Origin of the sequence: Methylobacterium sp. ARG-1 (assembly GCF_001262595.1) — a bacterium.
Lineage (GTDB): Bacteria > Pseudomonadota > Alphaproteobacteria > Rhizobiales > Beijerinckiaceae > Methylobacterium > Methylobacterium brachiatum.
In genome coordinates, this window is record NZ_LHCD01000001.1 from 310,916 (window position 1) to 328,114 (window position 17,199).

Genomic DNA, 17,199 nt, shown 5'->3' on the forward strand with positions numbered 1-17,199 from the left:
TCGTCGTGAACGAATGACGAGATAGAAAGAAATCCGGGACGGAAAAGCACGGTCCCCTTCCGGGGTGACCGTCGCCCGGGCGTTTCAACCATTCGGGCGAAACACAGCCCTGTCAAGTCAACCGGAAGGAATGCGGCTCTCGATAGCGCGGTTTCCCTGGGACGTCGAGAAAAAAGTCGTATCGCCACGTATCGCGCCGCGTCCTTGGGATGAAAGACCTGAGTTGATCCGATAAACCTTAGGTCTATTGCGTGTTCGAGCGACCGGTCATCTTGCGCGCGCCCGGTCGCCTCGCTGCTGGGCCCTTGAGATCAGGTGGGCTGGCGCTGTCCCGGGATCCGATCCGGCGGCCGGGCACCCTAGCCGTTCACGCGCTCGACGCTGTTGACCGGGCGCTTGCCGCGCAGCTCCGCGATGATCGCGGTCAAGTGCTGGAGATCCCAGACTGACAGGTCGATGGTGATGTCGGTGAAGTCCTGGGTGCGGCGCTTCATCGAGATGTTGTCGATATTGCCGTCGTGGTCGGCGATCACCTGGGCGATCTGGGCGAACACGCCGGGCTCGTTGATCGACTTCAGCGCCAGCCGGGCCGGGAACCGCTCGCTGCCCGAGGCCTCGGTGTCCCAGCGGACGTCGAGCCAGCGCTCAGGCTCGTTGTCGAAGGCCGCAAGTGCCGCCGACTGGATGGGGTAGACGGTGACGCCGACGCCCGGGGTCAGGATGCCGACGATCCGGTCGCCTGGCACGGCGCCGCCGTTCGGCGCGAAGGTCACGGGCAGGTCGCCTGTGAGGCCGCGGATCGGGATCGCGTCGCTGCGGTCCTCGGCCTTGCCCTCGGCGCCCGGGAAGGTCAGCCGCATGGTCTGATCGGCCGAGCGCACGAGGCGGCCGGCGCCGTTCAGCGCGCCCTGCGGCGTGGACGGCCGACGCTCGTCGCGATGGTCGGGATAGACCGCCCGCACCACGTCGCCGGAGAACATCTCGCCGCGCCCGACGGCGGCGAACACGTCCTCGGTGGTGGCCCGGGCGAGCCGCGGCAGGGCGCCCCGCAGCTTGTCCTCGGAAAACGTCTTGGCGGCACGCTCGAACGCCCGGTCCAGGATCTGGCGGCCGAGCCCGGCATATTGTCGGCGCACCGCTGCCCGGGTCGCCCGCCGGATCGCCGCCCGGGCCTTGCCGGTCACCACCAGGGATTCCCAGGCGGCCGGCGGCGAGGCGCCGTCCGAGCGGCTGATCTCGACCTCGTCGCCGTTGGCGAGCTCGTGCAGCAGCGGCGCCATCCGGCCGTTGATCTTGGCGCCTACCGCCGAGTTGCCGACATCGGTGTGCACCGCGTAGGCGAAGTCGATCGGCGTCGCGCCCCGTGGCAGGGCGATCAGCCGGCCCTTCGGGGTGAAGCAGAACACCTGGTCCTGGAACAGCTCCAGCTTGGTGTGCTCCAGGAACTCCTCCGGGCTGTCGCCTTCGGCCAGGAGCTCGATCGTCCGGCGCAGCCACTGGTAGGCGCCGCTCTCGGCCGCGAGCTTGGGATGCACGCTGCCCTCACGGGCAGGCTCCTTGGCCGAATCGATCCCGAGTTCCTTGTAATGGGCGTGCGCGGCGATGCCGTACTCGGCGATGTCGTCCATCGCCCGGGTGCGGATCTGCAATTCGACGCGCTGACTCTTCGGCCCGATCACCGTGGTGTGGATCGAGCGGTAATCGTTCTGCTTCGGGGTCGAGATGTAGTCCTTGTACCGGCCCGGCACCATCGGCCAGCTGGTATGGACGATCCCGAGCGCGGCGTAGCAATCCTGGACCGTGTCCACGATCACCCGGAAGCCGAAGATGTCGGACAGCTGCTCGAAGGCGACCGACTTGCGCTCCATCTTCGACCAGATCGAGAACGGCCGCTTCTGCCGGCCGCTGACCTCGGCGGTGATGCCCTGGGCGGAGAGTTTTTCGGTCAGCACCTGCGCGATGGTCTCGACCACCCGCTCCGACTTGGCGGTCAGGCGGGCAAGCCGCTGGGTGATGGTGGCGTAGACCTCCGGCTCGATGTTGCGGAAGGCCAGGTCCTCCAGCTCCTCGCGCAGCTCCTGCATGCCCATCCGGCCGGCGAGCGGCGCGTAGATGTCCAGGGTCTCCTGGGCGATGCGGTGGCGCTTGTCCTCCCGCATGTGCTGGAGTGTGCGCATGTTGTGCAGGCGGTCGGCCAGCTTGACCAGCAGCACACGGACATCTGCGGCGACCGCGAGCAGCAGCTTGCGGAAATTCTCGCCCTGGGCAGCCTGCTTGGAGACGAGGTCGAGCCGCTTCAGCTTGGTCAGGCCGTCGACCAGCGCGCCGATCTCCGGCCCGAACAGCCGGCGGATCTCCTCCAGGGTCGCCTCGGTATCCTCCACGGTGTCGTGCAGGACCGCGGCCACGATGGTGGCGTCGTCGAGATGGAGGTCGGTGAGGATCGCGGCGACTTCGAGCGGATGCGCGAAGAACGGGTCGCCGGAGGCGCGCTTCTGCGTGCCGTGCGCCTGCATGGCGTACACGTAGGCGCGGTTGAGCAAAGCCTCGTCGGCGGCCGGGTTGTAGCGCTTGACCCGCTCGACGAGCTCGTACTGGCGCATCATCCGCCGGGCCGTCGTCGGTTCCTGGATGGCGCGCGGGGTCGGGGTCACGCCCGACTCTCCCGCAACGGGCGTGCCCGCGCCAGCCCCCGGCGGCGGAAAAGCGCCGGTTGCGACCGTATCGCCGTCCGAACGAGAGAACCCGGCGTCTCCGCCGGGTCCGGTCTCGTTCAGGTCGTGATCATCCAGACCCACGTCGTGCGGCTCGCGCAGTGGCTTACTCGCCCTCGTCGTCGGTCTCGACGGGCGGGGCGAGGTTCTCGAGGCCGCGCAGCAGGTCCTCCTCGCTCATGCGGTCGAACTGGACCGCCGAATCATCGCTGGAGGATTGCGGGGCCACGGCGGCGGCGGCCGGCGAGCTCGACAGCAGCGGCACGGTCTCGGCCTCCGGCTCGTCCACCTCGACGTATTTCTGCATCGAGTGGATCAGCTGCTCCTTGAGGTCGTCGGCGGTGATCGTCTCGTCGCCGATCTCGCGCAGGGCCACGACCGGGTTCTTGTCGCGGTCGCGGTCGATGGTGAGCGGGGCGCCGGCGGCCAGCAGGCGCGCCCGGTGGCTCGCCAGCAGCACCAGCTCGAACCGGTTCTCGACCTTCTCGATGCAGTCTTCGACGGTGACGCGCGCCATGCGGGGCGGCTCCTCAGCTTAAGCGACGGGTGATGTCGGGTGTGGCGCCACTCTACACGGAATGCCGTTGTGCAACAAGCACAGCGGGTTGCGCCGGGCGCGCGTCTGGCGGTCGGCGACCGGGGCGGCGGGCCTCGCGGATTGTGCGACGCATTGTTGACACTCGCGCCCTCGGGTGCGAGTGCGCGCCGCGCAATCCAGAATTTCGGCCGACAGGGGCCGCGTGTCGCACGGCGACCGCGACGAGACGAGAGCGACAGGACCGACCATGCGCGCACTCATCTTTCCCGGCCAGGGCAGCCAGGCGGTCGGCATGGCCAAGGGGCTGGCGGAGGAATTCCCCCAGGCGAAGGCCGTGCTCGACGAGGTCGACGACGCCCTATCCCAGCCGCTGTCGCGGCTGATGGCCGAGGGGCCGGTGGAGGAGCTGACCCTCACGGCCAACGCCCAGCCGGCCCTGATGGCGGCGAGCCTCGCGGCCCTGCGGGTGCTCGAGGCCGAGCGAGGCCTGGACCTCGCCCGGGACGTGTCCTGCGTGGCCGGGCATTCGCTCGGCGAATACGCGGCGCTCGCGGCCGCCGGCAGCCTGTCGATCGCGGATGCGGCCCGGCTGCTGCGCCTGCGCGGCGAGGCCATGCAGGCAGCGGTGGCCCCGGGCGTCGGCGCGATGGCGGCCCTGATCGGCACCGATGTCGATGCCGCGCGCGGCATCGCCGAGGCGGCCTCGCTCGAATCCGGCGGCGCGGTCTGCGACGTCGCCAACGACAATGGCGGCGGCCAGGTGGTGCTCTCGGGGGACCGGGCCGCGGTGGAGCGGGCGGTCGGCATCGCCACGGAGCGCGGGGTCAAGCGCGCCGTGATGCTCAATGTCTCCGCCCCGTTCCATTGCCGGCTGATGGCGCCGGCCGCCGACGCGATGGCGGCGGCCCTGGCCAAGGTCGACCTGAAGGCGCCGCGGGTGACGCTCTACGCCAATGTCACGGCCGCCCCGGTGGTGGAGCCCGCGGCGATCCGGGCGGCCCTGGTCGATCAGGTCACCGGCACCGTGCGCTGGCGCGAGAGCGTCGCCGCCATGGCGGGCGCGGGGGTCGACCAGTTCTACGAACTCGGCGCCGGCAAGGTGCTCACCGGCCTGGTCAAGCGCATCGCGCCCCAGGCGCGGGCCACGGCGATCGGCACGCCCGCGGACGTGGCGGCCTTCGCGCTTTAAGGTAAAGGGATACCCGCATGTTCGATCTCACCGGCCGGAAAGCCCTCGTGACCGGCGCCACCGGCGGCCTCGGCCAGGCGATCGCCCGGGCGCTGCACGCTCAGGGCGCCACCGTGGCGCTCTCGGGCACGAAGCCGGCGGCGCTCGAGGCCTTTGCGGCGGAGCTCGGCGAGCGGGCAAGCCCGGTGGCGGCCGACCTCTCCGACAAGGATTCGGTCGAGGGCCTGGTCCCGGCCGCCGAGGCGGCGATCGGCCCCCTCGATATCCTGGTCAACAATGCCGGCATCACCCGGGACAACCTGTTCATGCGGATGAAGGACGACGAGTGGGAGCAGGTGCTCGCCGTCAACCTCACCGCCGCCTTCCGGCTCTCGCGGGCGGCCGTGAAGGGCATGATGCGCCGCCGCTCCGGGCGGATCGTCAATATCGGCTCGGTGGTGGGCTCGACCGGTAATCCCGGCCAGGGCAACTACGCCGCCGCCAAGGCCGGGCTCGTCGGCATGACCAAGGCGCTCGCCGCCGAGGTCGCCTCGCGCGGGATCACGGTCAACTGCATCGCCCCGGGCTTCATCAGCTCGCCCATGACCGACGCGCTCAACGAGAAGCAGCGCGAGGGCATCCTGGCCCGGGTGCCGGCCGGGCGGCTGGGCGAGGGCGCGGAGGTCGCCGCCGCCTGCATCTACCTGTCGTCGGCGGAGGCCGCCTACGTCACCGGCCACACCCTGCACGTGAACGGCGGCATGGCGATGTTCTAGGCCCCGACACCCCCGTCCGACACGCGCGTGCCACACCCGTGAAGGGAATCTGAACGGCTCTCGCCAGGGCGGGAACCCTGTGCTACCACGCCCCGCAGCCGTACAGGGGGTTGACGGTTCAGCGGGTTTTCAGTCCAAGGCCCCCCGGCGGGGCCGTCCCGGTTCACCTCGAAACACGCGCGATCGACACCGGCCCGCCAACAAGCCCGAAGGGGCGCGGCGCGGCCACGGCACCACCCCGAGACGACTGACAGACCAAAAGGACGAGGACGGAAGACCGATGAGCGATATCGCTGAGCGCGTGAAGAAGATCGTCGTCGAGCACCTGGGCGTCGAGCCCGAGAAGGTGGTCGAGAGCGCCAACTTCATCGACGACCTCGGTGCCGACAGCCTCGACACGGTCGAGCTGGTCATGGCCTTCGAGGAGGAATTCAACGTCGAGATCCCGGACGACGCCGCCGAGACCATCCAGACGGTCGGCGACGCGGTGAAGTTCCTGGAGAAGAACTCGGCCGCCTGAGGCGCCGGATTCGGTTTCACGCGGCGCGGGTGAGGCGAAGCAGCCCCCGCGCCGTTCTGCGTTTCGCGGTCGGGCGGGCACGGATCCGGCCGCAATCGGTTGTTCAAGATGCGCTCCGGTGGCAAGCCGGCGTCGATGGCGGCGGGGCGCGCTTCCCAAGATAGTCTTGAGACGGGACAGGTAGCATGCGGCGGGTGGTGGTCACGGGTCTGGGGATGGTCACACCGCTCGGCAGCGGGGTGCAGCACACCTGGAGCCGGCTGATCGCGGGCGACAGCGGCGCCGGCCCGATCCGCGGTTTCGAATCCGCCGACCTGCCCTGCCGGGTCGCCGCCCAGGTCCCGTTCGGCGACGGCACCGACGGCACCTTCAATCCCGACGCGGTGATGGAGCCCAAGGAGCAGCGCAAGGTCGATCCGTTCATCGTCTACGCGATGGCGGCGGCCGACGAGGCCCTGAAGGACGCGAACTGGCTGCCCAAGAGCCACGAGGACCAGTGCGCCACCGGCGTGCTGATCGGCTCCGGCATCGGCGGCATCGGCGGCATCTACGACGCCTCGGTCACCCTCCACGAGAAGGGCCCGCGCCGGATCTCGCCGTTCTTCATCCCGGGCCGGATCATCAACCTCGCCTCCGGCCAGGTCTCGATCGCCTACGGGCTCAAGGGGCCGAACAACGCCGTGGTCACGGCCTGCTCCACCGGCGCCCACGCCATCGGCGACGCGAGCCGCCTCGTGGCGCTGGGCGATGCCGACGTGATGGTGGCGGGCGGGGCCGAATCGCCGGTCAACCGCCTGTCGATCGCCGGCTTCTCCGCCTGCCGGGCGCTGACCACCGGCTTCAACGACACCCCGGAAAAGGCCTCCCGCCCCTACGACCGCGACCGCGACGGCTTCCTCATGGGCGAGGGCGCCGGCATCGTCGTGCTCGAGGAATACGAGCACGCCAAGGCCCGCGGCGCGAAGATCTACGCCGAGGTGGTGGGCTACGGTCTCTCGGGCGACGCCTACCACATCACCTCCCCGTCCCCGGACGGCGACGGCGCCTTCCGCTGCATGAGCGCCGCGGTGAAGCGCGCCGGCATCTCCCCGGCCGAGATCGGCTACATCAACGCCCACGGTACCTCGACGCCCATGGGCGACGAGCTGGAGCTGAAGGCCGTGGAGCGCCTCCTGGGCGACGCCGCCGCCAACGCGACCATGTCGTCGACCAAGAGCTCGATCGGCCACCTGCTCGGCGCCGCCGGCTCGGTCGAGGCGATCTTTTCGATCCTCGTCCTGCGCGACGGCGTGATCCCGCCGACCCTCAACCTCGACAACCCCTCCGTCCAGACCAAGATCGACCTCGTGCCCTTCGAGGCGAAGCGCAAGCCGGTGGATGTCGTGCTGTCGAATTCCTTTGGATTTGGCGGGACGAATGCCAGCTTGGTGATGCGGCGGGTCGCCTGACAGGCGAGACATTTGCAGTCTTTCGCTAGCAACGATCTGATGTGATGACCGTGGAAGACTGTGCAGCTGCGCGCGTCCAACGCTCCACCTCAAGATGACGGCGCGGGTGGGAAACATCGGTGAAAAGAGGCTTTCGGGAGCCCGATAGCCTTCAGCCTGGTCTTCGGAAACGGAGCGGTTGCGCAATCCCGGCATGCGCCTATCATGCCGCCATGACGCTGGAATTTGCCTACCAGTTTCGGCAGGACGCATCGCGGTCGGATCTGCGGGATCTCGACCGGGTCGCGTTGATGACGGCTGCGACCAGCGACGATGGCGATGTGTTGGCGCCCGGCACGGAAGGGACGATCGTCAGCGTCTATCGCAGCGGTGAGGCCTACGTGGTCGAGTTTCCGACGCCCGTCGGCGCGCTGGCGACGGTTCGGCCAGAGGACATTAGACTCGTCGAGCGCGCGCCGGTGTGACCGACGACGTCGAAGCGATCGTCTGGACCGTCGCGTGGCCCAAGATCGTCAGCTACCTGCTCAATCCGGCGCACACGGATGGCGCCTCCAAAGCCAGGTATCTAATGGCCTTCGGGTATGTGGCGGCGGAGCCGGAGCGGCTCGCCGGCGATCTGGTGAAACATGCGGTCGATCATTGGCCGGGGCGTGCCGTGGTGCTTCCGCTCGGTCTGCCGCGTCGCGTGTTCGAAGGACCCGTGGAAGCACCGGATCGACGCTTCATGTCGCTTCGCAGTGTTTGGGAAGTCACGAGCGACACCCAGTTGCGGTTCCTGACCGCTTATCCCTGGAAATCCTGATGGGCGATGCGGCTCTTGCAGGACAATGACTGCCGACCACGCAGCAAAGACGTTGAACAATGATCCTGCCCTTCCCTCTTATACTGAGGGGCCAAAGCGTAGCGGAGGCGTCGAAAGAGCCTTCCAGGGATCACGGTGACCTCTGGAGGGCTCCTTCGAGGCGGCTGCGCAGCACATAAGGACGAGGGAGAGCTTAGGAAGTCTTCTGGTAAGACTTGATATTCGATCAAGATACCGGATCGAAGAGCTTTCGGACTCCAATTTACGACGCTTGAAAGCCGCGGCTCACCACCCCCGCCGCTCCTCAGCCCCAGGCAGCCGCCCCTGCGGCGTGAGCGTGTGCACCACCTCCGGCAGCGCCTGGGCGAGCTGCGACAGCAGCGTCTCGCGGTCCATGCCAGTCTGGCTTTGGAGGGTGTCGAGCGTGTCGGGGCCCAGCGCCTGCGCGAGCTGGGCCGGGGCCACCGGGCGGTTGCTGCCGTGGCCGATCCAGGATTCGATCACGTCGCCGAGGCCCCCCTGGCGGAAGCGGTCGACCAGGCCGTCGAGGCCGCCCAGATCGCCCTCCCCCGGATCGTTCTGGCGCTCGGGGGCGGCGCGGCTCCGGGCCGGGCCGGGCTCGCCCGGGCCGTCGAGCATGCCGGACAGGTCCGAAAAGTCGCCGGGCGGCAGGGTCGGATCGGACGGCCCGGCCTCGCGGCGCTGGCCGGACTGGTCCCAGCCGCCGATATCGCCCGGATCGCCGCGCCCGCCGGCATCGGCCGGATGGTGCCCCGGATCGCGCCCGTAGGGGCCGGCGCCGCCGGACCGGTCGGCCTCGGGGCCGGGCTCACGCCCGCGTCCCTGCCCGAAGATGTCGCCGAAGCCGCCGCTCGCGCCCTTGGCCAGCAGCAGCATCAGCAGGGCCTTCACCAGGGGCGACATCCCCCCGGATCCCTGCTTCTGGCCGCCGAACACCTGACCGAGCACGCCGCCGATCGCCGATTCGAGCAAACCCATGCGCATCCCTCCGGGGCGGACGCCGCCCGGCGTGACAACGGCGGGCGGGGGATGGGGGTTGCAGCGGGTGATGTGCCGTCGTGGGGCGCGCCCTTCATCGCTTGCCGGATACGGCGCGGGTCCCCCCTCTCCCGTGCGGGAGAGGGACAGGGTGAGGGGACAGGGTCTTCCGGAAAGGTCGCCTCCCTCACCCCAACGCCCTCCCGCGCGGGGGAGGAGAGCGCGTCGGGGTGGCATGACGGGCGGTCGAATGTCCGGCCCGCCCCTCCCCCGCCGAGCCTCAGCGTTCCAGCGAAGCCTGGGCGGTGCTGGCGGTGGTCGGCTCGACCAGCGGGACCGTCGCGGCCGATAGCGCCAGGGCGGCCAGGAACAGGCCGGTGGCGGCGGCGCCGGCCCGGGGGCGGGGCAGGCGGAGGGCGTAGCGGCGGGCGGAGCGCGTCAGGTTCGGCATCGGATCGCCTCTTCTGGTTGTAGGCCGCGGGGGCCATTCTCGCAGAAGCAACGTCGCCGGGGGGAGGATCGGTTCCCGTCCGGATGCGGGCCGCGGCCCTAGGGACGGGCGACCCGATGGCGCGCCAGGGCGCCGAGCGTGCAGCCCAGGAGATAGGCCGGCAGGAGCAGACCGGCGCCCTCCAGCCAGAGGCCGAACAGGCCCGGCACGATCCCCGCGAAGGCGAGGGCCGCCAGCAGGGCCGCGAGCCCGCACAGGGCCAGCGGCACGGCCGGCCGGACCGGCCAGCCGGCGAGCCCTCCGACCACCAGGCCGAGCGCCCCCGCCCCGGCGAGCCCGGGCCAGAATGCGGTGAGCAGCAGGATCACGACCGTTCCGCCTCCCCGGCGGCACTTCGGCGGCGCTGTCCCACCCGCGCCCTCATCCTGAGATGCGCCGGGCGGATCGGGGTCTGTGTCGGTCTCATACGGGTTCCGTTTGCTTGGCCCGATAGGCCCAAAACGGCGCGGGCGCGCGGCCCGGGCCTCACGGCAGCAGCGCGAAGGCGACGGGGCCGGCCGGCGCGTCCGGCCCGGCGCTGATCTGGTCCGGCCGGACCCCGGCCTGGAGCAAATACTCGATCACCGCCTGCGCGCGCAGCCGCGGCAGGTCGAGGGGCGGATCGTCGGCGGCCTCCTTGGGCTTTTTTTCGGTTTTCTGGGTGGGGTTCGTCTTGGTGCCGGCGGGTTTCGCGGCCGCGGGCTTGGCGGGCTCGGCCTTCTTCGCCGCCGCGTGTGTCTCGGGCGCCGGATGCGGCTTCGCGGCGGGCTTTGCAGGCGACTCCTTGGGGTCGGACTTCTGGGCCGAGCCGGTGGCGGCGGGCGCCTCGGGCGCTGGGGGGGCGGCCATCGGAGTCGGTGGCGTCTCCGTGGGCGCGGCGCCCTCCCCGGGGGCCGGCTTCGGCTTGGCCGGGTCGGCCGGGGCCGAGACCGCGATGCGCAAGGTCGGGCAGACCTTGGCCAGGCCCGCCAGGGAATCGAGCACCGGGTAGAAGGCCGGCCCCAGCGTCGCGCTGCCGGCCGGGAAGCGCAGGGACGCCCGGTCCAGCATCGCGGCGGCCTCGGCCCGGCAGGCGGCCGGGTCGCGGGTCTCGGCGGGCTGGCGCGCTGAAATTGCGGCCTGCCCGGTCCAGCCGGCGGGCAGCGCCTCGGCCAGCCTGTCCGGCAGCCGGGCGGCGGCCTCGCGGTATAGGCTCTCGCCGGTGAGCGTCAGCGCCCGGTCGGACACCGCGACTTCCCCGATGGCGAGGTTCACCACCAGGGGGGCGGCGGCCGCCAACGCCGTGCCGAGATCCGGCGGGGCGCCGTCGGCCAGCCGGGTGCGGTCCACCACCGGCTCGCGGAACAGGCGCGGTCGTAAGGCAGCGAGCACCCGCTCCCGGGTCGCGTCGTCGGGCAGGTGGCCGGTCAGCGTCACCGCCTCCGGGGTCCGGCGGATCACCACCCGGTAGGGCGAAAGCGGCCGGGCCGCCAGCGTCACCGAACCGGGCTTCACCCCGGCGGGCCGGGCCTCACGCATTAGCGCGGCGGCGTCGGGGATCGCCTGGGCGTCGATGGCGTCGCCGGTGACCGCGATGGTGTCCTCCGCGAAGGTGACGGTGCCGGTCTGGATCAGCTCGGCCAGCTTGAACGCGAAGCCGATCAGGGCTTTCGGGTCGATCGCCGGGTCGAGCCCCCGTGCGGTGAGCAGCCGGTCCTGCACGGTGCCGCCGGGCACCGCCTCCGCGGCGGCGCGCAGGGCCGCCTCCCGGTCGGCGGCGGAGGGCGCGAAGCCGTCGAGCACGATCCCCCGGGCCGATTTCTCCACCGAGAACCGGAACTGCGCCACCGCGGGCGGCACGATCTCGATCCGCCCGATGCTGAACCCCGCGGGCGGGTTCGCCAGGGCGGCCCGCAACGCCTCGTAGGCCGGCACGTCCAGGGCCTCGCCCGACAGGTTGAGCACGGTGTCGCTCACCGCCGCCCGGCCGCCCTTGGCGAGCCCCGACAGCCGGGCCGCCAGGAACGCCGCCGCGCTGGCGAAGTCCGGGGGCGCCCCCCGCGCCGCCCGGGCGGTGTCGTCGAGATAGGTCCCGGGCGCCAGCGCCCCGGTGATCCGCGCCTCCAGGGCCCGCCGTCCGATCTCCACCGGGCGGCTGCCCTCCAGCGCCACCCGGGCGGTCCCGGTGCGGATCGCCGCCCACTGGAACGGCGTGGCCGTCTCCACCAGCCCGACCTCCGAGACGATCCGGCGGGGCCCCTCCAGGGCGGCGAGCTTCGCCAGCACGGTCTCGCGCTCGCCGACATCCGGCGCCTCGCCCTCCGCCGCCAGGTCGCGCCCCCGCGCCTCCAGCCGCAGCCAGGGCTCGCCGGTGGCGGTGGCGGTGCCGGCGGCGACGCGCGCGCCGGCGGCTTCGAGGGTCTCGGCGATCTGCGGGGCGGCGTAGAGGGTCGCGCTCGCCCAGATCAGCGCGAGCGCCGGCAGCCCGGCAAGCCAGCCGGCGCTGCGCAAGCCCTGAGCGAACACATCTGGCAAGGGCACAATCGTTGGTTAAAGCGGATCTGGACCGGGAGACCATACCGCCAATCCGGCAGGATGAAGGCCACTTCTTCGGCGGGACGGGGCCGAATTCTGCGCGTGAACCCCGATCCGGTCGCCGAAAAAGCCGCTGCCTGCGCGGGATCCGCCTCAAAAATGCACGGCGCTTGCATCATCCCCGCAACCACCGCGAGACTACGCCACGGAGTTCGTCGCTTGGCCCGGACCGTCTGCCCGCATGATTGCCCCTCCGCCTGCAGCCTCGACGTGCAGGTGGCGGACGGCCGCGTCGTCTCGGTGAAGGGCGGCGACAACCCCTACACCGCCGGGGTGATCTGCGCGAAGGTCAGCCGCTACGGCGAGCGGGTCCATCATCCCGACCGGATTCTGCAGCCGCTGGAACGGGTTGGCCCCAAGGGCGGCGGCCAGTGGCGGCCGATCACGTGGGACGCCGCCCTCGACCGCCTGGCCGGCGCCTTCACGGAGGCCGCCGAACGCCACGGTCCGGAGGCGGTCTGGCCGTACAATTCCGGCGGCACGATGGGGCTGGTCCAGCGCGACAGCATCCACCGGTTGACCCACGTGATGGGCTATTCCCGCCGCAAGCGCACCATCTGCACGTCGATCGCCATCGCCGGCTGGAGCGCCGGGGTTGGTCGTGTCGCCGGCCCGGACCCGCGGGAGATGGCGCTCTCCGATCTGATCGTGGTCTGGGGCGGCAACCCGGTAAGCACCCAGGTCAACGCGATGAGCCACATCAGCCGGGCCCGCAAGACGCGCGGCGCCAAGCTGGTGGTGATCGATCCCTACCGCACCGGCACCGCGGCGGCGGCCGACCTCCACCTCGCGCCGCGCCCCGGCACCGACGGCGCCCTGGCCTGCGCGGTGCTCCACGTGCTGTTCCGCGATCGTTACGCCGACCGGGCCTACCTCGCAGCCCATGCCGAGGATACGGCGGCGCTGGAGGCCCATGTCGCGACCCGAACCCCGGACTGGGCGGCGGCGATCACCGGCCTCAAGGCCGCCGAGATCGAGGCCTTCGCCGCGCTCTACGGCTCGACGCCGCGCAGTTACATCCGCTGCGGCTTCGGCTTCACCCGGACGCGCAACGGCGCGGTCAACCTCCACGCGGTGACCTGCCTGCCGACGGTGACCGGCGCCTGGCAGCATGAGGGCGGCGGCGCCCTCTGGCAGAACGCCGCGATCTTCAACTGGGACAAGACCCTCACCGAGGGTCTCGACGCCAAGGCCCCGGGGGTGCGCGAGCTCGACATGAGCCGGATCGGCGCGATCCTGGCCGACGATCCGGACGCCTTGCAGGGCGGACCGCCGGTGCGGGCCATGCTGATCCAGTCGGCCAATCCAGCAGCCTCCGCCCCGGACAGCAACCGTGTGCGCGCCGGCCTGATGCGGCCCGACGTGTTCGTCGCCGTGCACGAGCAGTTCATGACCGAGACGGCGGCGCTCGCCGACTTGGTGCTGCCGGCCACGACCTTCCTGGAGCACGACGACATCTACGGGGCCGGGGGCCACAGCCATATCCAGTCCGGGCCGGCGCTGCTGGAGCCGCCGGGGGAATGCCGCTCCAACCACGACCTGATCGCCGCCCTGGCCGGCCGGCTCGGGGCCGCGCATGCGGGCTTCGCCTTGAGCGCCCGGGGCCTCGCCGACGCGACCCTGGCACGCTCCGGCTGGGGCGGCCTCGACAGGCTCGCGCAGGAGCGCTGGATCGACGCGCAGCCGAGCTTCGCCGAGAGCCACTTCCTCACCGGGTTCGGCCATCCGGACGGGCGCTTCCGCTTCAGCCCGGACTGGTCGTCGCTCGGGCCGCGCGCCGCCGGCATGCCGACCCTGCCCGACCATTGGGCGGTGTCGGAGCCGGCCGATGCCGAGCGGCCGTTCCGGATGGTGGCGCCGCCGGCTCGCCAGTTCCTCAACACCACCTTCACCAACAGCCCGGAATCGATCCGGCGCGAGGGCCGCCCGACCTGCCTGCTCCATCCGGCGGACGGCGCCCGCCTCGGGATCGCCACCGGCGACGCGGTGGAGATCGGCAACACCCGCGGCCGGGTCCGGCTGCATGCCCGCCTCGCCGAGGGGCAGCCGCCCGGCATCGTGGTGGTCGAGAGCCTATGGCCGGCCGCCGCCTTCTCGGGCGGGCGGGGCATCAACGCGCTGATCGGCGATACCCCGGCCGCCCCCAACGACGGCGCCACCTTCCACGACACCGCGGTGTGGGTGCGGGCGGCCTGAACCGGTCGGAACCCGCCGGAGGCGCCAGGGTTGGCCACGGACACACCGTCTCGTGGTAGCCATCAGCCATGCGCGTCCTCTTCGCCGCCGCCATGCTGCTCCCGTTCGCCACGTCGGCCTGGGCGCAGAACCTGTCCGCCACCGCGACCGCACCCTCGGCGGCCTCGCTGGAGCCGGTCACCGCGATCGCCAATCCGGGGCAGCTCAGCCTCGGCGGCGGATCGACCACAGGCCCGTTCCCGAGGCTCTCAGCGCAGGGCGGCGGCCTGGCGAATGCCGGACAGCTCAGCTTCGGCGGTGGCGGCTCCGGGGGCGGCAGCATCGCGCCGCCGACCAGCGCGAGCACCAGCACGCGTCAGCTCGGCCTCACGGGATCCGGGACGACCGGTGGCGCCGGCATTACCGGTACGACGTCCCGGTCGGGCGGGACCGCGAGCACGATCGGGGCGACCGGGGCGCGTAGCGGCTTCAACACCGCCTCGCGTTCGGCCATCGGGTCGATCTCGGGCAATGCCGTCTCGTCTTTCGGTCTGGGCGGGATCGGCGGTTCGGCCATCGCCAGCGGTCTGAACACCAACGCCAATGCGGCCGCGTCGGTGGCGTCGTCCGGGACGGGCGGCTTCGGCAGCGGCGCCGGGATCGGCGCCAGCGTGACGGGCCTCAACGTCGATCCGGCTGCTTCCGCGACGGCCACCGGCGGCGGGGGCGGGGCCGCTGGCGGCGGCATCGCCGGCAGCGCGAGCGCGGCGACGGGCCGGGATCTCGACGCAGTCGATGCCGCCGGGGTGGCCCGCGGTGGCGGCGGGGCGGTCGGAGGTGCCGGGATCGCGGCCGGTGCCGGGCAGGTCGATACGGCCTGCAACGGGCCGCTGGCGGTGACCTGTCTCGGCGGGGCGAACGCCTTCTGACGGCTCTGCCAAAGCGGGCGGAACCGCGCTGGAGCGGTGCCGTTCCTTGTGTTCCGGCACCTCGGCCGGAGCAGGAGGCGACGATGCAGAGAGCCATGAGATCCGTCATGCTGGGCCGCGTTTCGCTCGCGGCTGTTCTGTTCGTGGGGCTGTCGAGCGCGGCGCTGGCGCGCGATGCGGGCTCACCGGCGCAGGGCGCCAAGGGCCGCGCGGGGAGCCTTCACGGCATCGGATTCAACCCGCCGAAATTCGGCGCCGATATCCGGACCGGCAAGGACCAGCCCTATACCTGGCCGGTGAGCGACCGGTATCACCCGGTATCGAAGCCGTTCTACGGCCGGGCCTACTAGCGTGCTTGCCGCCGAAGTCGGTACTGGTCCGACGGGAGCGAGCACGTCACTCTGAGCGCCCACCCGGCCGGCGCGTCACGGCGCGCCGGCTGCCATCGAGCGGAGAGCCGCGGAGAGAGCGTCATGCCGGTGCGGTGTCGGCCGATCGTCTTAGCCCTGGTCTGCATGCCACTGCAGGCTCAGGCGGGCGAGTTCGCCCAAGTCCCGCCGGCCCAGGGAATGGTGATGCCCCTCCCCGATCCCGGCATGGCGAACAGCGCGCCCAGTCCGGCTCCGGAGCCCGAAGCAGCCTCACCCGCGCCGCCTCCGGTCGTCGATCCGGCCGGCGGTCGGCGTCGGTATCAGGCGCTCGGCAGCGGCTTCCCGTCGACGGAGGGGCGGCTGCCGAACCAGCGGACCGGCCCCCGCCGGGAGCATGTGGTGCACGACATCTGCATCGGGTGCTGAGCGGGCAGCCCCGGAGCCTCCGGCAGACCGGACCTTCCGATCACTGCAGCGCGTAGGACTCGGTGTTCGCCCGGATCCAGCGCGGCGACAGCACGTCGCCCGCCTCGGTGATGATCCAGGGCTGCGCGTCTTCGGCGGCGATCTCCTGGGCTGCGGCGGCGAGCGCCTCCCGCAGCGTCGCGAACGGACGTCCCTGGGCGGATCGACCGAGCGAGCGGCTCGGCCACACAGTCAACTCGGCACGCTTGTCGAGGTCGGCGGGCGTCATGATCGCGCTCCGGGCATATGAAGATTGGACTCCATCTAACCCACCTATGTGACGTGGGGCTGGCGATCGTGTTGCTGATTCGTGTCAGCGGGCTGCAGTCGATCCCGGGGCGTCGGCCGCTTCCGCCAGGCAGTAGCCTCCATTGCGATCGCATCAATGCGGCTACGGGCCTTCGGTGCAGTCGTCAGGCCGGTTTTGCCGCCGCAGTCCAAAATTAAATCTCGGTGCAGCTCAATTTATATTTGAGAGTTCACCGAATGAAATTTAGTTCCTTTGCTGGGAGCGCATGGCCCAAATCGTGGCGGGTCTGATTTTTCCCTGCGCAGCGCGCGCGAGAACTGCAAAACTTTGCCGACGTGGCGTTATGTTGCAATGCGCAATCAGCATGCCGCATCGCACAAATCCGTGGTCTCATGCACTCAGCGATTGCATCCCGCGATCGAACCGGAGTCGCACCATGCGCACGATCCTCATCCTCGCGTCGGCGGCGCTCACCTCCGCCGCCATCTTTACCGGCCCCGCCGCCGCCGACGACAGCCTGCACCTGACGCCGCCGCTGTACCGGGATCAGGCTCGCGCGACCACGCAGGCCCGCGCCGTCGGCGACCTGACGACCACGCCCCAGCCGGTCTCGGCCGCCCGTCCCGGCAGCCGCCCGGTTGCGGCTCTTCCGCGCTCGATTGTCCAGGCATCCGCCGACACGACCCGCTGAAGCCGATAGCGGCGCTACGTTCGGCCCCCTCTTTCGAGGCCGTTTCAGACGATGTGCAATTCCTGGGCGGCGACGCTCGGGGAGACGCCGCGCTGGATCAGGCGCCGGGTCCGGGCCTGGTGCCCGAGTTCGCTGCTCACCGCAGCGCCTGTCGCGCGATAACCCTCAAGGCACAGGTCCAGCCAGGCGTATTGCACCGCGACTGCGAGAAGAGCGGCATTCTCCGCCTGGCGGATGCTCAGCCGGATGGCTTCGTCCATCAGACGGCCCACCTCGCCGTACATCATCG

Annotated in this window: 19 protein-coding genes; 11 read left to right on the forward strand and 8 right to left on the reverse strand. The window is 71.2% G+C overall.

The window, feature by feature from the left end; translation table 11 throughout:
* Positions 1–359: 359 nt before the first annotated feature.
* Together AKJ13_RS01450 and rpoZ are read right to left on the reverse strand one after the other, a co-directional pair.
* Complete coding sequence (locus AKJ13_RS01450) at positions 360–2,606, reverse strand: bifunctional (p)ppGpp synthetase/guanosine-3',5'-bis(diphosphate) 3'-pyrophosphohydrolase (protein ID WP_039902104.1); 2,247 nt, start codon at positions 2,604–2,606, stop codon at positions 360–362.
* 214 nt (positions 2,607–2,820) lie between these two features.
* Positions 2,821–3,231, reverse strand: a complete 411-nt coding sequence (gene rpoZ / locus AKJ13_RS01455; protein ID WP_007559067.1) for a DNA-directed RNA polymerase subunit omega — start codon at positions 3,229–3,231, stop codon at positions 2,821–2,823.
* A 268-nt stretch (positions 3,232–3,499) separates the two neighbouring features.
* Between rpoZ and fabD the strand changes: the two genes are divergently transcribed.
* The 6 genes from fabD to AKJ13_RS01485 all read left to right on the forward strand — a co-directional run bounded on the left by fabD (position 3,500) and on the right by AKJ13_RS01485 (position 7,966).
* Positions 3,500–4,441, forward strand: coding sequence for an ACP S-malonyltransferase (fabD, locus tag AKJ13_RS01460; RefSeq protein WP_050731784.1), 942 nt, complete (start codon positions 3,500–3,502; stop codon positions 4,439–4,441).
* A gap of 17 nt (positions 4,442–4,458) precedes the next feature.
* Complete coding sequence (gene fabG / locus AKJ13_RS01465; protein WP_007559069.1) at positions 4,459–5,196, forward strand: 3-oxoacyl-[acyl-carrier-protein] reductase; 738 nt, start codon at positions 4,459–4,461, stop codon at positions 5,194–5,196.
* Positions 5,197–5,476: 280 nt separating this feature from the next.
* Positions 5,477–5,716, forward strand: coding sequence for an acyl carrier protein (locus AKJ13_RS01470; RefSeq protein WP_007559070.1), 240 nt, complete (start codon positions 5,477–5,479; stop codon positions 5,714–5,716).
* Positions 5,717–5,901: 185 nt separating this feature from the next.
* Positions 5,902–7,164, forward strand: a complete 1,263-nt coding sequence (gene fabF, locus AKJ13_RS01475; protein ID WP_050731785.1) for a beta-ketoacyl-ACP synthase II — start codon at positions 5,902–5,904, stop codon at positions 7,162–7,164.
* A gap of 212 nt (positions 7,165–7,376) precedes the next feature.
* On the forward strand, positions 7,377–7,628 hold the full coding sequence (locus tag AKJ13_RS01480; RefSeq protein ID WP_050731786.1) for a DUF4926 domain-containing protein: 252 nt from the start codon (positions 7,377–7,379) through the stop codon (positions 7,626–7,628).
* Positions 7,625–7,966 (forward strand): DUF6883 domain-containing protein, encoded by a 342-nt coding sequence (locus tag AKJ13_RS01485; protein WP_050731787.1) that lies wholly within the window; start codon positions 7,625–7,627, stop codon positions 7,964–7,966. Before AKJ13_RS01480 ends, AKJ13_RS01485 begins: the two co-directional genes overlap by 4 nt.
* Before the next feature lie 285 nt (positions 7,967–8,251).
* On the opposite strand, the gene AKJ13_RS01490 is transcribed toward AKJ13_RS01485, so the two are convergent.
* From AKJ13_RS01490 to AKJ13_RS01500, 4 genes are all read right to left on the reverse strand, one after another.
* Entirely contained in the window at positions 8,252–8,965 is a 714-nt protein-coding gene (locus AKJ13_RS01490; protein ID WP_050731788.1) for a YidB family protein, read from the reverse strand.
* Positions 8,966–9,245: 280 nt separating this feature from the next.
* Entirely contained in the window at positions 9,246–9,416 is a 171-nt protein-coding gene (locus tag AKJ13_RS32110; RefSeq protein ID WP_007559075.1) for a hypothetical protein, read from the reverse strand.
* Positions 9,417–9,514: 98 nt separating this feature from the next.
* Entirely contained in the window at positions 9,515–9,784 is a 270-nt protein-coding gene (locus AKJ13_RS01495) for a hypothetical protein (RefSeq protein WP_050731789.1), read from the reverse strand.
* 157 nt (positions 9,785–9,941) lie between these two features.
* Positions 9,942–11,975, reverse strand: coding sequence for a BON domain-containing protein (locus tag AKJ13_RS01500; protein WP_244471474.1), 2,034 nt, complete (start codon positions 11,973–11,975; stop codon positions 9,942–9,944).
* A 213-nt stretch (positions 11,976–12,188) separates the two neighbouring features.
* Here AKJ13_RS01500 and AKJ13_RS01505 point away from each other — a divergent pair, with 213 nt between their 5' ends.
* The 4 genes from AKJ13_RS01505 (at position 12,189) to AKJ13_RS01520 (ending at position 15,930) form a co-directional block, all read left to right on the forward strand.
* The gene (locus AKJ13_RS01505) at positions 12,189–14,225 is read left to right on the forward strand and encodes a molybdopterin oxidoreductase family protein (protein ID WP_082316827.1); all 2,037 of its coding nucleotides are present in this window, start codon (positions 12,189–12,191) and stop codon (positions 14,223–14,225) included.
* A gap of 68 nt (positions 14,226–14,293) precedes the next feature.
* The gene (locus AKJ13_RS31225; RefSeq protein ID WP_050731792.1) at positions 14,294–15,133 is read left to right on the forward strand and encodes a hypothetical protein; all 840 of its coding nucleotides are present in this window, start codon (positions 14,294–14,296) and stop codon (positions 15,131–15,133) included.
* Positions 15,134–15,240: 107 nt separating this feature from the next.
* Complete coding sequence (locus AKJ13_RS01515; RefSeq protein WP_244471475.1) at positions 15,241–15,483, forward strand: hypothetical protein; 243 nt, start codon at positions 15,241–15,243, stop codon at positions 15,481–15,483.
* A 123-nt stretch (positions 15,484–15,606) separates the two neighbouring features.
* Positions 15,607–15,930: a hypothetical protein gene (locus AKJ13_RS01520; RefSeq protein ID WP_050731794.1), complete on the forward strand. Its 324-nt coding sequence runs from the start codon at positions 15,607–15,609 to the stop codon at positions 15,928–15,930.
* A gap of 40 nt (positions 15,931–15,970) precedes the next feature.
* Here the strand turns inward: AKJ13_RS01520 and AKJ13_RS01525 are convergent, their stop codons facing one another.
* Complete coding sequence (locus tag AKJ13_RS01525) at positions 15,971–16,198, reverse strand: hypothetical protein (protein WP_050731795.1); 228 nt, start codon at positions 16,196–16,198, stop codon at positions 15,971–15,973.
* A 457-nt stretch (positions 16,199–16,655) separates the two neighbouring features.
* Between AKJ13_RS01525 and AKJ13_RS01530 the strand changes: the two genes are divergently transcribed.
* On the forward strand, positions 16,656–16,910 hold the full coding sequence (locus tag AKJ13_RS01530; protein WP_050731796.1) for a hypothetical protein: 255 nt from the start codon (positions 16,656–16,658) through the stop codon (positions 16,908–16,910).
* Positions 16,911–16,954: 44 nt separating this feature from the next.
* Here AKJ13_RS01530 and AKJ13_RS01535 read toward each other — a convergent pair whose 3' ends face one another.
* Positions 16,955–17,197 carry a hypothetical protein gene (locus AKJ13_RS01535; protein ID WP_050731797.1) on the reverse strand — a complete coding sequence of 81 codons (243 nt, stop codon included), beginning with the start codon at positions 17,195–17,197 and terminating at the stop codon, positions 16,955–16,957.
* Between the last annotated feature and the right edge of the window lie 2 nt (positions 17,198–17,199).

Coding starts and splice junctions, on each gene's coding strand:
- AKJ13_RS01520 (WP_050731794.1), top strand. CDS start 15,607: ATGCCGGTGCGGTGTCGGCCGATCGTCTTAGCCCTGGTCTGCATGCCA.
- AKJ13_RS01515 (WP_244471475.1), top strand. CDS start 15,241: ATGCTGGGCCGCGTTTCGCTCGCGGCTGTTCTGTTCGTGGGGCTGTCG.
- fabG (WP_007559069.1), top strand. CDS start 4,459: ATGTTCGATCTCACCGGCCGGAAAGCCCTCGTGACCGGCGCCACCGGC.
- fabD (WP_050731784.1), top strand. CDS start 3,500: ATGCGCGCACTCATCTTTCCCGGCCAGGGCAGCCAGGCGGTCGGCATG.
- rpoZ (WP_007559067.1), bottom strand. CDS start 3,231: ATGGCGCGCGTCACCGTCGAAGACTGCATCGAGAAGGTCGAGAACCGG.
- AKJ13_RS32110 (WP_007559075.1), bottom strand. CDS start 9,416: ATGCCGAACCTGACGCGCTCCGCCCGCCGCTACGCCCTCCGCCTGCCC.
- AKJ13_RS01530 (WP_050731796.1), top strand. CDS start 16,656: ATGCGCACGATCCTCATCCTCGCGTCGGCGGCGCTCACCTCCGCCGCC.
- AKJ13_RS31225 (WP_050731792.1), top strand. CDS start 14,294: ATGCGCGTCCTCTTCGCCGCCGCCATGCTGCTCCCGTTCGCCACGTCG.
- fabF (WP_050731785.1), top strand. CDS start 5,902: ATGCGGCGGGTGGTGGTCACGGGTCTGGGGATGGTCACACCGCTCGGC.
- AKJ13_RS01470 (WP_007559070.1), top strand. CDS start 5,477: ATGAGCGATATCGCTGAGCGCGTGAAGAAGATCGTCGTCGAGCACCTG.
- AKJ13_RS01535 (WP_050731797.1), bottom strand. CDS start 17,197: ATGATGTACGGCGAGGTGGGCCGTCTGATGGACGAAGCCATCCGGCTG.
- AKJ13_RS01490 (WP_050731788.1), bottom strand. CDS start 8,965: ATGGGTTTGCTCGAATCGGCGATCGGCGGCGTGCTCGGTCAGGTGTTC.
- AKJ13_RS01480 (WP_050731786.1), top strand. CDS start 7,377: ATGACGCTGGAATTTGCCTACCAGTTTCGGCAGGACGCATCGCGGTCG.
- AKJ13_RS01525 (WP_050731795.1), bottom strand. CDS start 16,198: ATGACGCCCGCCGACCTCGACAAGCGTGCCGAGTTGACTGTGTGGCCG.
- AKJ13_RS01450 (WP_039902104.1), bottom strand. CDS start 2,606: ATGATGCGCCAGTACGAGCTCGTCGAGCGGGTCAAGCGCTACAACCCG.